The organism is Streptomyces sp. NPDC055140 (assembly GCF_053607285.1).
In genome coordinates, this window is the sequence record NZ_JBSGTG010000026.1 from 39,474 (window position 1) to 53,164 (window position 13,691).

Sequence of the window (13,691 nt, forward strand, 5' to 3'; positions counted from 1 at the left end):
CGCCAGGATCATGCGCGCGGGCGAAGGCAGGGTCCTGCGCAAGCTCCAGCGCGTCGCCGACCAGGTCAACTCGGTCGAGGAGGAGTTCCACGCGCTCACCGACGCCGAGCTCCAGGCCCTCACCGCCGAGTTCAGGCAGCGCCACACCGACGGCGAGAGCCTGGACGACCTCATGCCCGAGGCCTTCGCCGCCATCCGCGAGGCCGCGCGCCGCACGCTCGGCATGCGCCACTTCGACGTACAGGTCATGGGCGGCGCCGCGCTCCACCTCGGCAACATCGCCGAGATGCAGACCGGCGAGGGCAAGACCCTGGCCGCGACCCTGCCCGTCTACCTCAACGCGCTGGCCGGGAAGGGCGTCCACCTCGTCACCGTCAACGACTACCTCGCCGAGCGCGACGCCGACTGGATGGGCCGGGCCTACCAGTTCATGGGCCTCACCGTCGGTGTCGTCAGGAACGACATGGACCCGGCCGAGCGGCGCGCCGCGTACGCCTGTGACATCACGTACGGCACCAACACCGAGTTCGGCTTCGACTACCTGCGCGACAACATGGCGTGGTCGAAGGACGAACTGGTGCAGCGCGGCCACCACTTCGCGATCGTCGACGAGGCGGACTCGATCCTCATCGACGAGGCCCGCACCCCGCTGATCATCTCCGGCCCGGCCGACCAGCCCACCCGCTGGTACAGCGTCTTCGCGGGACTGGTCCAGCACATGAACGGCGTCCAGGTCCAGGACGAGCACTTCACCAGCCAGGCCGACAAGGACCGGCTCGCCGGGCTGCGGGCCACGTACGACTACGAGTACGACCCGAAGAAGCGGACCGTGGCGATCCTGGACCGCGGGGTCTCCTACCTGGAGGACCAGCTCGGCATCGAGAACTTCTACGAGGCGGCCCACACCCCGCTCATCGGGCACCTGAACAACGCGCTCAAGGCCAAGGAGCACTTCAAGAACGACAAGGACTACGTCGTCATCGACGGCGAGGTCGTCATCGTCGACGAGCACACCGGCCGCATCCTCCCGGGCCGCCGCTACAACGAGGGCCTGCACCAGGCCATCGAGGCCAAGGAAGGGGTGGACATCAAGGCCGAGAACCAGACGCTCGCCACGATCACCCTGCAGAACTTCTTCCGCCTCTACTCCAAGCTCGGTGGCATGACCGGCACCGCCATGACCGAGGCCGCCGAGTTCCACCAGATCTACAAGCTGCACGTCGTACCCATCCCCACCAACCGGCCGATGGTCCGCCGCGACGACCCCGACCTGATCTACCGCACCGAGCGCGCCAAGCTCGACGCGATCGTCGAGGACATCGCCGAAAGGCACGCCGCCGGCCAGCCCGTTCTCGTCGGCACCACCTCCGTCGAGAAGTCCGAGCTCCTGTCCGAGCAGCTCAGGAGGCACGGCATCCGGCACGAGGTCCTCAACGCCAAGAACCACCGTGGCGAGGCCCAGATCGTCGCCCAGGCCGGCCGCAAGGGCGCCGTCACCGTCGCCACGAACATGGCGGGCCGCGGCACCGACATCATGCTCGGCGGCAACCCGGAGGCGATGACCGCCGCCGCACTCGACGAACGCGGCCCCGCCGAGGACGACGACCCCGACCGGCGCCGCGCCGTCGAGGAGAGCGTCGCCGCGTCCGCCGCCGCCGAGCACGACGAGGTGAAGGAGCTCGGCGGGCTCTACGTCCTCGGCACCGAACGGCACGAGTCCCGGCGCATCGACAACCAGCTGCGCGGCCGCTCGGGACGCCAGGGCGACCCCGGGGCGTCCCGCTTCTACCTGTCCCTCGAGGACGAGCTGATGCGTCTGTTCCGCGCCCAGGTCGTCGACCGCGTCATGGCGATGGCGAACCTCCCCGCGTCCATGCCCATCGAGAACAAGATGGTCACCCGCGCCATCGCCTCCGCCCAGTCCCAGGTCGAGCAGCAGCACTTCGAGTCCCGCAAGGACGTCCTCAAGTTCGACGAGGTCCTCAACCGGCAGCGCACCCTCATCTACCGTGAGCGGCGCCGCGTCCTGGAAGGCGAGGACCTGCGCGCCCAGATCCTTCTCTTCATGGACGACACCATCAAGGCGTACATCACCCACGAGACCGCCGAGGGCTACCCGGAGGAGTGGGACCTCGACGCGCTCTGGGCCGCCTTCCATGAGCTCTACGCGTGCGGCATCACCCCCGGCGAGCTCGACGACGAGGCGGGCGGGCGTGCCGATCTGACCGCCGGTCTCCTCGTCGACGCGGTCACCGACGACATCCACGCCCGCTACGAGGAACGCGAGAGCGAGGTCGGCCTCGAGGCCCTGCGCGATCTGGAACGCGTCGTGGTCCTCGCCGTCCTCGACCGCAAATGGCGCGAACACCTCTACGAGATGGACTACCTCCGCGAAGGCATCGGCCTGCGCTACACGCTGGGCCGCGAGCCGATCTTCGAATACGAACGCGAGGGGTTCGACCTGTTCACGGCCATGATGGACGCCATCAAGGAGGAGTCCGTCGGCTACGTCTTCAACCTCGACACCACCGCCGACGCGCCGCCCTCCGTCGCGCTCGACGCGGCCCGGCGCCCCGACCGTCTCCACTTCAGCGCGCCCACCCTGGACACCGCCGGGGGCATGCAGGAAGGCGACCTCAATACCGCCCCCGCCGAGGTCGCACCGGGCGACGTGGAGCCGCCCGCAGGCTCCCCGCCCCCGCCCGTCCGGCCGAAGGACCGCCGCCGGCGCGGGCGATGACGAACCGCCGGGGGACGCGCTGTCCAGGAGGACGGGAGGCCACGCCACAATGGAGGGTATGAGCGACAGCGCATCCCCCCTCGCGGACCCGCACCTCGTCTTCGACCCCGCCGGCTCGGACGGCCCGCGGGACGTCGTCATCCTCGGCTCCACGGGCTCGATCGGCACCCAGGCCATCGACCTGGTGCTGCGCAACCCCGACCGGTTCACGGTCACGGCGCTGTCCGCCGCGGGCGGCCGGGTCGGCCTGCTCGCCGAACAGGCCAGGCAGCTGCGCGTACGCACCGTCGCTGTCGCCCGCGAGGATGTCGTGCCCGCCCTGCGCGAGGCCCTGAGGGCGCAGTACGCCGACGGCGAGCCGCTCCCCGAGATCCTGGCGGGCCCCGACGCGGCCACCCAGCTCGCCGCCTCCCCCTGCCACACGGTGCTCAACGGCATCACCGGATCCATCGGCCTCGCCCCGACACTCGCCGCCCTGGAGGCAGGACGCACCCTCGCCCTCGCCAACAAGGAGTCGCTCATCGTCGGCGGCCCCCTGGTCAAGGCGCTCGCGAAGCCGGGCCAGATCATCCCGGTCGACTCCGAGCACGCCGCGCTCTTCCAGGGCCTCGCGGCCGGCAAGCGCTCGGACGTCCGCAAGCTTGTCGTCACCGCGTCCGGCGGCCCCTTCCGGGGACGGACCAAGGCGGACCTCGCGCACGTCACGCCCGAGGACGCGCTCGCGCACCCGACCTGGGCGATGGGCCCGGTCATCACCGTCAACTCAGCGACTCTCGTCAACAAGGGCCTGGAGGTGATCGAGGCGCACCTCCTCTACGACATCCCGTTCGAGCGGATCGAGGTGGTCGTGCACCCGCAGTCGTACGTGCACTCCATGGTCGAGTTCACGGACGGCTCCACCCTCGCCCAGGCCACGCCGCCCGACATGCGCGGACCCATCGCGATCGGCCTCGGCTGGCCCGAGCGGATCCCCGACGCGGCGCCCGCGTTCGACTGGACGAAGGCGTCGAGCTGGGAGTTCTTCCCTCTCGACACCGAGGCCTTCCCCTCGGTCGGGCTCGCCCGGCACGTCGGCGAGCTCGCGGGCACGGCCCCGGCAGTGTTCAATGCCGCAAACGAGGAGTGTGTGGACGCGTTCCTGAACGGCGCGCTGCCGTTCAACGGCATCATGGACACCGTCACGAAGGTCGTCGAGGAACACGGCGTACCTTCGACCACGACGTCGGGAACTTCCCTGACCGTCGCGGACGTCCTCGAAGCGGAGACCTGGGCACGCGCCCGGGCCCGCGAACTGACGGCACAGGCGACATCGACCGCGGAGGCTCGTGCATGACGACCTTGATGATGATCCTCGGCATAGTCGTCTTCGCGATCGGACTCCTCGTCTCGATCGCCTGGCACGAGCTGGGGCATCTGTCGACCGCGAAGCTCTTCAAGATCCGCGTGCCGCAGTACATGGTCGGCTTCGGCCCGACCATCTGGTCGCGCAAGAAGGGCGATACGGAGTACGGCGTCAAGGCGATCCCGCTGGGCGGCTACATCCGCATGATCGGCATGTTCCCGCCCGGCCCGGACGGGAAGATCGAGGCCCGCTCCACCTCACCGTTCCGCAGCATGGTCGAGGACGCGCGGGCGGCGGCCTTCGAGGAGGTCCAGCCGGGCGACGAGACGCGGCTCTTCTACACGCGCAAGCCGTGGAAGAGGGTCATCGTGATGTTCGCGGGCCCCTTCATGAACCTGATCCTCGCGGTCGGCCTCTTCTTCACCGTCCTGATGGGCTTCGGCATCACGCAGCAGACCACCACGGTCAGCTCGGTCCAGCAGTGCGTGGTCAAGCAGAGCGAGAACCGCGACACGTGCAAGAAGTCCGACCCCGCGTCCCCGGCCGCCGCGGCCGGACTGCGGGCCAAGGACAAGATCGTCTCGTTCAACGGCGTGAAGACCGACCAGTGGAACACCCTGTCCGACGAGATCCGCGCCAACCCCGGCAGGACCGTCGACATCGTCGTCCAGCGCGACGGCCAGGAGAAGGTCCTGCACGCCAAGATCGCCACCAACCAGGTGGCGAAGAAGGACAGCAGCGGCCAGCTCGTCCAGGGCGAGTACATCAACGCCGGATTCCTCGGCTTCAGCGCCTCGACCGGTGTCGTGCGCCAGGACTTCGGCGACTCCGTGACGTGGATGGGCGACCGGGTCGGCGACGCCGTCAACTCGCTCGCGGCGCTGCCCGGCAAGATCCCGGCCCTGTGGGACGCGGCCTTCGGCGACGGCCCGCGTGAGCCGGACTCGCCGATGGGCGTGGTCGGCGCCGCCCGAGTCGGCGGGGAGATCTTCAACCTGGACATCCCGGCGACCCAGCAGCTCGGCATGGCCCTGATGCTCGTCGCGGGCTTCAACCTGTCGCTGTTCCTCTTCAACATGCTGCCGCTGCTCCCCCTGGACGGCGGGCACATCGCCGGCGCCCTGTGGGAGTCCCTGCGACGGAACGTGGCGAAGGTCTTCAAGCGGCCCGACCCCGGCCCGTTCGACGTGGCGAAGCTGATGCCCGTCGCCTACGTCGTGGCCGGAATCTTCGTCTGCTTCACCGTCCTGGTACTGATCGCGGACGTCGTCAACCCGGTCAAAATCACGTAGTCACCGACCGTTCAGAGACAAAAGGGCCCGCGTGCGACGCGTCGAGCAGGACGGTGGCGGGAGACGGGAGGGCGGCCGGGCATGCTCTGTGCCCGGCCGCCTACCTTTGGGTGGACTTCCGGACGTGATGTGCTTGCTGCCAGGCCGGTGCCGTAATCTCGAAGCCTGGAGCCCGCTCACCACGGGACCCCGATCCGTGTCTTCTTCTCGGGTCTCGATTCCACACCTTGGGGTTGCACAGCAGATGACTGCGATTTCTCTCGGCATGCCGTCCGTTCCGACCAAGCTCGCCGAGCGCCGCAGGAGCCGGCAGATCCAGGTCGGCACCGTGGCGGTCGGCGGAGACGCACCGGTGTCGGTGCAGTCCATGACGACGACCCGTACGTCCGACATCGGCGCCACGCTCCAGCAGATCGCCGAGCTCACCGCGTCCGGCTGCCAGATCGTCCGTGTGGCCTGCCCCACGCAGGACGACGCCGACGCGCTGCCCGTCATCGCGAAGAAGTCGCAGATCCCCGTGATCGCGGACATCCACTTCCAGCCGAAGTACGTCTTCGCCGCCATCGAGGCGGGCTGCGCCGCGGTCCGGGTGAACCCGGGCAACATCAAGCAGTTCGACGACAAGGTCAAGGAGATCGCGCAGGCGGCCAAGGACCACGGCACCCCGATCCGCATCGGCGTGAACGCGGGCTCGCTCGACGCCCGGCTCCTGAAGAAGTACGGCAAGGCCACCCCCGAGGCGCTCGTCGAGTCCGCCCTGTGGGAGGCGTCACTCTTCGAGGAGCACGGCTTCCGCGACATCAAGATCTCGGTCAAGCACAACGACCCGGTCGTGATGGTGAACGCCTACCGCCAGCTCGCCGCCCAGTGCGACTACCCGCTGCACCTCGGCGTCACCGAGGCGGGCCCGGCCTTCCAGGGCACCATCAAGTCCGCCGTCGCGTTCGGCGCGCTGCTCTCCGAGGGCATCGGCGACACCATCCGCGTCTCCCTGTCGGCCCCGCCGGTCGAGGAGATCAAGGTGGGCAACCAGATCCTGGAGTCGCTCAACCTCAAGCCGCGCCGCCTGGAGATCGTCTCCTGCCCGTCCTGCGGACGCGCCCAGGTCGACGTCTACAAGCTGGCCGAAGAGGTCACCGCGGGCCTCGACGGCATGGAGGTCCCGCTGCGTGTCGCCGTCATGGGCTGCGTCGTGAACGGACCGGGCGAGGCCCGCGAGGCCGACCTCGGCGTCGCGTCGGGCAACGGCAAGGGCCAGATCTTCGTGAAGGGCGAGGTCATCAAGACCGTCCCCGAGTCGAAGATCGTCGAGACCCTCATCGAAGAGGCGATGAAGATCGCCGAGCAGATGGAACGGGACGGCGTCATGAGTGGCGAGCCCGAGGTCTCCGTCAGCTGACGCACCACGTGACGCAAGGGACCCGGGTGCCCCTCCGGAGGTGGCGCCCGGGTCCCTTGCGTGCGGTGTGCTGCTCAGCTTCTCCGGCTAAAGTACGGAGATCAGCAGACCGTGTGACTTCCGCCCCGAGGGGCTTCTCGCCGTGACGCGACGGTCAAGCCCTGACCGGTGCTCGCGAGCGAGCTCACGGCGACGCTAGCAGGGTGTTCGACGGGTTGTCGTTGCCCGCAAGGAGTGATGGAGCCGTCCCGTTGTTGACTCAGACCACCACCCGGGTCCTCGAACCGAGTGACCTCGACGCCGCGCTCGCCGTGCTGGACCGCGAGCCGGTTGTCAATGCCTTCGTGGCGTCCCGCGTCCAGGTAGCGGGCCTCGACCCGTGGCGTCTGGGCGGCGAGATGTGGGGCTGGTACGAGGACGGGATGCTCGAGTCCCTCTGCTACGCGGGCGCGAACCTGGTCCCGATCTGCGCCACCCCGAGGGCCGTGCGCGGGTTCGCCGACCGGGCCCGCAGGGCCGGGCGCCGCTGCTCCTCCATCGTCGGCCCCGCCGAGCCCACCGCCCAGCTGTGGCGGCTGCTCGAACCGAACTGGGGCCCGGCCAGGGACGTACGCGCCCAGCAGCCCCTCATGGTCACCGACCGGCTCCCCGACGACATCGTCCCGGACCCGTACGTCCGTCGCGTCCGGAAGGACGAGATGGAGACGATCATGCCGGCGTGCGTGGCGATGTTCACTGAGGAGGTCGGCGTCTCGCCGCTCGCCGGTGACGGGGGCCTGCTGTACCAGGCGCGGGTGGCCGAGCTGGTCGGCTCGGGGCGCTCGTTCGCCCGGCTCGACGAGCACGGCAAGGTGATCTTCAAGGCCGAGATCGGTGCACAGACGACGCGGGCCTGCCAGATCCAGGGCGTGTGGATCGCCCCCGAACACCGCGGCCGCGGCCTTGCCGCCCCGGGCATGGCGGCGGTCCTGCGCTATGCGCTCGCGGATGTCGCGCCGCTGGTCAGCCTGTACGTGAACGACTTCAACACCCCGGCGCGGGCCGCGTACCGCCGGGTCGGATTCGAGGAAGTCGGCGCCTTCATGAGCGTCCTGTTCTGACGCGTCGGCGCGCTTCCCGTGGCATCTGTCTCACATTTCTGGCGTCATTTGACATTAGCGCCGCTTATGGAAGATAAAGAAGCTCCTTTGGTTCAAGCTTCACCCAGTGTGAACAACCTTCCGTGCGCACCGGTGTGGATGCTGATGAGTTTCTACGCGAATGAGTGCCGCCATGCCCGACCGTGCCAGTGACTCCTCCCAGGCCTGGGAGGAGTGGCGTGCCGAGCGGCACCGCTCCGTCACCGGTCCCACCGGGAACCTCGCCCTCGTAGAGACCCGCTGGCTGCCCGCAGGCGAGCGCCCCGACCTCACGGCGGCCCGCGCCGGACAGCGCGACAGCGTGACCGTCACCACTGTCGAGCGCACCGACATGGTGACCGGCGAGCCCGAGTACGCGCTGCGGTTCTGGGACGCCGAGTCCCCCGCGATCCGGAACTTCGAGAGCACCGACGCGTTCCCGTTCGACCCGGCCTGGGTTCTGGACGCCACGTACACCCCCGTCGAGGACGGCCGCCGCGTCGCCTTCGAGCACATACGGGACAACGGCGGCACCCGTGACCTCGCCGTCCCCGGCGACATCGCGCTCACCGTCGACGGCACCGACCACACACTCAGCGCCTTCGACGACGACGGCACGCTGCTGCTCGTCTTCGGCGACCCGACCAACGGGACGGCCACCTACGGCGCGGGCCGGTTCCTCTTCGTCGAGCGCACGGGAGAGGGGCGGGTGCGGCTCGACTTCAACCGCGCGTTCGTCCCGCCGTGCGGCTTCTCCGATCAGTACAACTGTCCGATGCCGCCGCGGCAGAACCGCTTCCATCTGCCCGTGGAAGCGGGCGAGAAGCTCCCCGTCTTCCGCGACGGCTTCGCCGACCAGCACTGATCCCCGCGCTCCCCCTCCCCGCGCCCCGCACGAAGGCAGCCTCCATGAACCTCCCCAAGAAGCCCCTGTCCGCCGGTGTGCTCACCGTCGCCCTCGCCGTGACCCTCGCCGCGTGCGGTGGCTCCGGCGACAACAACAGCAGCAGCAACGGCAGTGGCTCGTACGACAAGAACGCCACGGTCAACATCGGCTCCCTGTACGAGCCGCAGAACCTCGACAACACCGGAGGCGGCGGCCAGGGCGTCACGGAGGCGCTCAACGGCAATGTCTACGAGGGCTTGTTCAAGCTCACCGACGACGGCAAGGTCGACAACCTCCTCGCCAAGGACTACAAGGTCTCCGGCGACGGGCTCACCTACACCTTGACCCTGCGCGACGGCGTGAAGTTCCACAGCGGCAAGGCGCTGACCAGCAAGGACGTCAAGTACAGCCTGGAGAAGGTGATCGCGCCGGACTCGCAGTCCGCGCGCAAGAGCAACCTCGAGGTCATCAAGACGATCGACACCCCCGACGCGAAGACCGTGAAGGTCACGCTGAAGCAGAAGTCGATCTCCTTCGTCTACAACCTGTCCTACGTCTGGATCATCAACGACCAGGCGAAGAACCTGAAGACGACCGAGGACGGCACGGGCCCGTACAAGCTGGGCAAGTGGACGCGCGGCTCCGCGCTCGGCCTCGACCGCTTCCCCGGCTACTGGGGCACCGCCGCCACGAACAAGCAGGTCGTCTTCCACTACTACAAGGACGCGACCGCGCTGAACAACGCGCTTCTGACGAACGCCGTGGACGTCGTCACCAGCGAGCAGTCGCCCGACGCCCTCGACCAGTTCAAGTCCAACCAGAGCTACAAGGTCAACGACGGCAACTCGACGACCAAGCTCCTGCTCGCCTTCAACGACAAGGCCAAGCCCTTCACGGACGTCAAGGTCCGCAAGGCGGTCTCGTCCGCGATCGACGACAAGAAGCTCCTCGAGTCCGTCTGGGGCGGCTACGGCAAGGAGATCGGGTCGATGGTGCCGCCCACCGACCCCTGGTACGAGGACCTGACCAAGGTCAACGCGTACGACCCGACCGAGGCCAAGAAGCTCCTCAAGGAGGCCGGTTACGCGAAGGGCTTCAGCTTCACGCTGGACACCCCGAACTACGACCCGCACCCGACGGCCGCCACCTTCATCAAGTCGCAGCTCGCCAAGGTCGGCATCACCGTCAAGATCAACACGATCACGCCCGACGAGTGGTACACGAAGGTCTACAAGAACCACGACTTCTCGGCCACGCTCCAGGAGCACGTGAACGACCGTGACGTCGTCTGGTACGGCAACCCCGACTTCTACTGGGGCTACGACAACAAGCAGGTCGTCAAGTGGGTCGAGGACGCCGAGAAGGCGTCGTCGGCCCAGCAGCAGACCGACATCCTCAAGAAGGTCAACCGCAAGACCGCAGAGGACGCCGCCAGCGACTGGCTGTACCTGTACCCGCAGATCGTCGTCGCCAGCAGCAAGCTGTCCGGCTACCCGCTCAACGGCCTGAACTCGCAGTTCTTCGCGTACGACATAAAGAAGGGCTGATGACCGGCTATCTCCTGCGCCGCCTCGCCTTCCTCGTCGTCTCCCTGGTCCTCGCGAGCATCGTCCTGTTCGTGCTCCTGAGGATGCTGCCCGGCGACCCGGCGAACGCCCTGACCTCCGTGGGCGCCTCGCCGGAGCAGATCGCGGCGGCACGGCACTCCATCGGCTCCGACAAACCGCTGCCCGAGCAGTTCACCCACTGGACAGGGCAGCTCGCGACCGGCGACCTCGGCACGTCCTTCGTCAGCTCGCTGCCCGTCGGACCCGAGGTCGTCCAGCGCCTGAGCGTCACCGTGCCGCTGACCCTGTCCGCGTTCGTGCTCGCCGTACTGATCGCGGTCCCGGCCGGCTTCGTCGCCGCGTACAAGCGCCGCACCTGGTACGGCGCCCTGCTCAGCGGGGTGTCCCAACTGGGCATCGCCGTACCGGTGTTCTGGCTCGGCATGATCCTCATCGTCGTGTTCGCGCTGAACGCGGGCTGGCTGCCGTCCGGCGGCTTCCCGCAGGACGGCTGGTCCGACCCCGCACAGGCGATCCGCTCCCTCGTCCTGCCCGTCGTCACCATCGCCCTGGTCATGTCGGCGTCCCTGATCCGCTACGTCAGATCGGCGACGCTCGACGTCCTCGACAGCGACTTCCTGCGCACCTCCCGCGCCCTCGGCTCGTCCTTCGGACAGGCCATGTGGCGCCACGGACTGCGCAACGCCTCCGTGCCGGTCATCTCGATCCTCGGCATCGAACTGGCGTCGACCCTGCTCGGCGCGGTCGTCGTCGAGTCCGTGTTCGCGCTTCCTGGACTCGGCTCCCTGCTCGCCACCGGCATCGCCCAGCACGACTACCCCGTCATCCAGGGCGTCCTGTTCGTCTCCACCCTCGCCGTGCTGCTCATCGGATTCGCCGCCGACCTCGTGCAGCGGATCATCGACCCACGGCTGCGCAACCGGCTCTCGGGAGGCGCCCGATGAAGCGTTCCGCAACCCTGTGGACGGGGTGCGTCCTCGCCGGACTCATCGCCCTCATCGCGCTCGTCTCCCTCTTCTGGCTGCCGTACGACCCCTCGGACACCTCCGGCGGACGACTCGCCGGGCCGGGCGACGGACACCTGATCGGCACCGACAAACTCGGCCGCGACCTGCTGACGCAGCTCATGACCGGGTCCAGGATCGCGATCGCGGCCGGGCTCGGGTCCGTCCTGATCGCGGCCGTCGTCGGCATCACGCTCGGCCTCATAGCGGCGTTCGCGCAGGGCTGGTTCGACGACACCGTCTCGGCCCTGCTCGACATCCTCATCGCGTTCCCGACGCTGCTGCTCGCCATGCTGATCGTCTCCGCCCGCTCGGCGACCCTCACCTCGGCGATCATCGCGATCGGCCTCGCCCAGAGCGCGATCGTCGCGCGCCTCACCCGGATCCTGGCCAAACGCGTCCTCGCGCAGGACTACATCACCGCCTCACGCACCTCCGGCACGTCCTGGCCGCGGATCGTCGGCGAGCATGTGCTGCCCAACATCTGGCCGACACTCTCGGTCAACCTGGCGCTCCAGTTCGGACTCGCCGTCCTCGCCGAGGCGAGCCTGTCCTACCTCGGCCTCGGCGCCCCACCGCCCAACGCCTCGTGGGGGCGCATGCTCCAGGAGGCCCAGGCGACGTTCACGACCGCGCCGGCGGGCGCCCTCGCGCCCGGCATCCTCCTCGTGCTGCTCGTCGTCGGCGTCAACCTCGTCGCCGACGGCCTGCGCGACACCTTCGACCCGGCCCGGCGCAGGAGGACAGCGGCATGAGCCTGCTCGACGTACGCGACCTCACCATCCGCACCGGCGACGGCCGCGACCTCGTCTCCGACCTCAGCTTCTCCGTCGACCGGGGCGAACGGCTCGGCCTCATCGGCGAGTCCGGGTCCGGCAAGTCACTCACCACCCTCGCCGTGCTCGGCCTGCTCCCCGACGGGATGACCGCCACGGGCAGCGTCGAGCTCGACGGCACCCAGATCGTCGGCGCGAGCGAGAAGCGGCTGGTCGACGTACGCGGCCGCGCCGCCGCGATCGTCTTCCAGGAGCCGCTGACCGCGCTCGACCCGCTCATGCGCGTGGGCAGGCAGCTCGCCGAACCGCTGCGCCGCCGCCGCGGCCTCAAGGGCGACGCGCTCCGCAAGGCCGTCGCCGAAGCCCTCGAACAGGTCAGGCTGCCCGAACCCGGGCGCATCGCCCGCGCGTTCCCGCACGAGATCTCTGGCGGCCAGCGCCAGCGCGTGGCCCTCGCCATGGCGCTCGCCTGCGACCCCGGTCTGCTCATCGCCGACGAGCCGACCACCGCGCTCGACGTCACCGTGCAGTCCGAAATGCTCGTTCTGCTCGACACCCTCGTCGGCGAGCGCGGCATGGCCGTCCTCTTCGTCAGCCACGACCTGGCCGTCGTCTCGCGCGTCACCGACCGCGTCCTCGTGATGAAGGACGGGCGCGCCGTCGAGGACGGGACGGTACGCGACCTGGTGCGCGCGCCCCGGCAGGCGTACACGAAGGCGCTCGTCGACAGCGCGCGGAAGCTCGAATCAGCCCTCGACCTGGGAGAGCCCCGATGACCGCCGTACTGGAACTCGACTCGGTCGGACACACCTACCGGGGGAGCGCGGCGCCCGTCGTCGAGGACGTCTCCCTCAAGGTCGACGCGGGCCACAGCCTCGCGCTCGTCGGCGAGTCGGGGGCCGGCAAGACGACCCTGCTCCGGCTGCTCCTCGGCCTCGCCGGCCCCACCACCGGCACGGTCCGCTTCGACGGGGACCCGCTGCGGCTCGGCGACCGCGAGCAGATGCGGCGCTTCCGGCGCTCCGTGCAGTGCGTCTTCCAGGACCCGTACGCCTCCCTCGACCCGCGCCAGCGCGTCAGCCGCATCGTCGCGGAGCCGCTGCGCTCGCTCGGCGTGGCCACCGGCGCCGCCGCGCACGCGAAGGTCGCCGAGGCCCTCGAACAGGTCGGGCTCCCGGCGGACGCGGCGTCGCGCTACCCGCACGAGTTCTCCGGCGGCCAGCGCCAGCGCATCGCCATCGCCCGGGCCACCGTGTGCGATCCGCGCGTCCTGCTCGCCGACGAACCCGTCAGCGCGCTCGACGTCACCACCCGCGTCAAGGTCGTCGACCTGCTCGGCGAGCTCAAGCGGGAGCGGGGCTTGACCATCGTCATGGTCTCCCACGACCTGTCCGTGGTGGCCGCCCTGTGCGAACGGACCGCCGTACTCGAACGCGGACGCGTCGTCGAGCAGGGCGAGACCCGTGACGTGCTCGGATCGCCCGAACACCCCTACACGCGGCGGCTGCTCGACAGCGTTCCCCGGCTGCCCGTCTGATCAGATGAGGGGCGCCGGACGGCCCTGTA

11 protein-coding genes are annotated in these 13,691 nt (G+C 69.3%); all 11 read left to right on the forward strand.

Features of this window, described 5'->3' with window-relative positions; translation table 11 throughout:
- Nucleotides 1–10: 10 nt before the first annotated feature.
- The 11 genes from secA (at nucleotide 11) to ACWFR4_RS36395 (ending at nucleotide 13,662) form a co-directional block, all read left to right on the forward strand.
- Nucleotides 11–2,740: a preprotein translocase subunit SecA gene (secA, locus tag ACWFR4_RS36345; protein WP_453656159.1), complete on the forward strand. Its 2,730-nt coding sequence runs from the start codon at nucleotides 11–13 to the stop codon at nucleotides 2,738–2,740.
- 58 nt (nucleotides 2,741–2,798) lie between these two features.
- The gene (dxr, locus tag ACWFR4_RS36350) at nucleotides 2,799–4,073 is read left to right on the forward strand and encodes a 1-deoxy-D-xylulose-5-phosphate reductoisomerase (RefSeq protein WP_453454957.1); all 1,275 of its coding nucleotides are present in this window, start codon (nucleotides 2,799–2,801) and stop codon (nucleotides 4,071–4,073) included.
- An 8-nt stretch (nucleotides 4,074–4,081) separates the two neighbouring features.
- Complete coding sequence (locus ACWFR4_RS36355) at nucleotides 4,082–5,374, forward strand: M50 family metallopeptidase (RefSeq protein WP_453656160.1); 1,293 nt, start codon at nucleotides 4,082–4,084, stop codon at nucleotides 5,372–5,374.
- A 244-nt stretch (nucleotides 5,375–5,618) separates the two neighbouring features.
- Entirely contained in the window at nucleotides 5,619–6,773 is a 1,155-nt protein-coding gene (gene ispG / locus ACWFR4_RS36360; RefSeq protein WP_453656133.1) for a flavodoxin-dependent (E)-4-hydroxy-3-methylbut-2-enyl-diphosphate synthase, read from the forward strand.
- Nucleotides 6,774–7,024: 251 nt separating this feature from the next.
- Nucleotides 7,025–7,873, forward strand: coding sequence for a GNAT family N-acetyltransferase (locus tag ACWFR4_RS36365; protein WP_453463580.1), 849 nt, complete (start codon nucleotides 7,025–7,027; stop codon nucleotides 7,871–7,873).
- A 160-nt stretch (nucleotides 7,874–8,033) separates the two neighbouring features.
- A complete protein-coding gene (locus tag ACWFR4_RS36370) occupies nucleotides 8,034–8,756 on the forward strand; it encodes a DUF1684 domain-containing protein (RefSeq protein ID WP_453656134.1) in 723 nt (240 codons plus the stop codon).
- Between the two features lie 44 nt (nucleotides 8,757–8,800).
- On the forward strand, nucleotides 8,801–10,324 hold the full coding sequence (locus ACWFR4_RS36375; protein ID WP_453656135.1) for an ABC transporter substrate-binding protein: 1,524 nt from the start codon (nucleotides 8,801–8,803) through the stop codon (nucleotides 10,322–10,324).
- Entirely contained in the window at nucleotides 10,324–11,289 is a 966-nt protein-coding gene (locus ACWFR4_RS36380; RefSeq protein ID WP_453656136.1) for an ABC transporter permease, read from the forward strand. The genes ACWFR4_RS36375 and ACWFR4_RS36380 overlap by 1 nt, the downstream gene beginning before the upstream one ends.
- Nucleotides 11,286–12,104, forward strand: coding sequence for an ABC transporter permease (locus tag ACWFR4_RS36385; protein ID WP_453463591.1), 819 nt, complete (start codon nucleotides 11,286–11,288; stop codon nucleotides 12,102–12,104). The genes ACWFR4_RS36380 and ACWFR4_RS36385 overlap by 4 nt, the downstream gene beginning before the upstream one ends.
- Nucleotides 12,101–12,901: an ATP-binding cassette domain-containing protein gene (locus ACWFR4_RS36390; RefSeq protein ID WP_453463593.1), complete on the forward strand. Its 801-nt coding sequence runs from the start codon at nucleotides 12,101–12,103 to the stop codon at nucleotides 12,899–12,901. Before ACWFR4_RS36385 ends, ACWFR4_RS36390 begins: the two co-directional genes overlap by 4 nt.
- The gene (locus ACWFR4_RS36395; protein ID WP_453463596.1) at nucleotides 12,898–13,662 is read left to right on the forward strand and encodes an ABC transporter ATP-binding protein; all 765 of its coding nucleotides are present in this window, start codon (nucleotides 12,898–12,900) and stop codon (nucleotides 13,660–13,662) included. The genes ACWFR4_RS36390 and ACWFR4_RS36395 overlap by 4 nt, the downstream gene beginning before the upstream one ends.
- Nucleotides 13,663–13,691 lie beyond the last annotated feature (29 nt).

Excerpts from the sequence above, each read along its gene's own strand:
- secA (WP_453656159.1), top strand. The coding sequence starts at position 11 with ATGCGCGCGGGCGAAGGCAGGGTCCTGCGCAAGCTCCAGCGCGTCGCC.
- dxr (WP_453454957.1), top strand. The coding sequence starts at position 2,799 with ATGAGCGACAGCGCATCCCCCCTCGCGGACCCGCACCTCGTCTTCGAC.
- ACWFR4_RS36355 (WP_453656160.1), top strand. The coding sequence starts at position 4,082 with ATGATGATCCTCGGCATAGTCGTCTTCGCGATCGGACTCCTCGTCTCG.
- ispG (WP_453656133.1), top strand. The coding sequence starts at position 5,619 with ATGACTGCGATTTCTCTCGGCATGCCGTCCGTTCCGACCAAGCTCGCC.
- ACWFR4_RS36370 (WP_453656134.1), top strand. The coding sequence starts at position 8,034 with ATGAGTGCCGCCATGCCCGACCGTGCCAGTGACTCCTCCCAGGCCTGG.
- ACWFR4_RS36375 (WP_453656135.1), top strand. The coding sequence starts at position 8,801 with ATGAACCTCCCCAAGAAGCCCCTGTCCGCCGGTGTGCTCACCGTCGCC.
- ACWFR4_RS36380 (WP_453656136.1), top strand. The coding sequence starts at position 10,324 with ATGACCGGCTATCTCCTGCGCCGCCTCGCCTTCCTCGTCGTCTCCCTG.
- ACWFR4_RS36385 (WP_453463591.1), top strand. The coding sequence starts at position 11,286 with ATGAAGCGTTCCGCAACCCTGTGGACGGGGTGCGTCCTCGCCGGACTC.
- ACWFR4_RS36390 (WP_453463593.1), top strand. The coding sequence starts at position 12,101 with ATGAGCCTGCTCGACGTACGCGACCTCACCATCCGCACCGGCGACGGC.
- ACWFR4_RS36395 (WP_453463596.1), top strand. The coding sequence starts at position 12,898 with ATGACCGCCGTACTGGAACTCGACTCGGTCGGACACACCTACCGGGGG.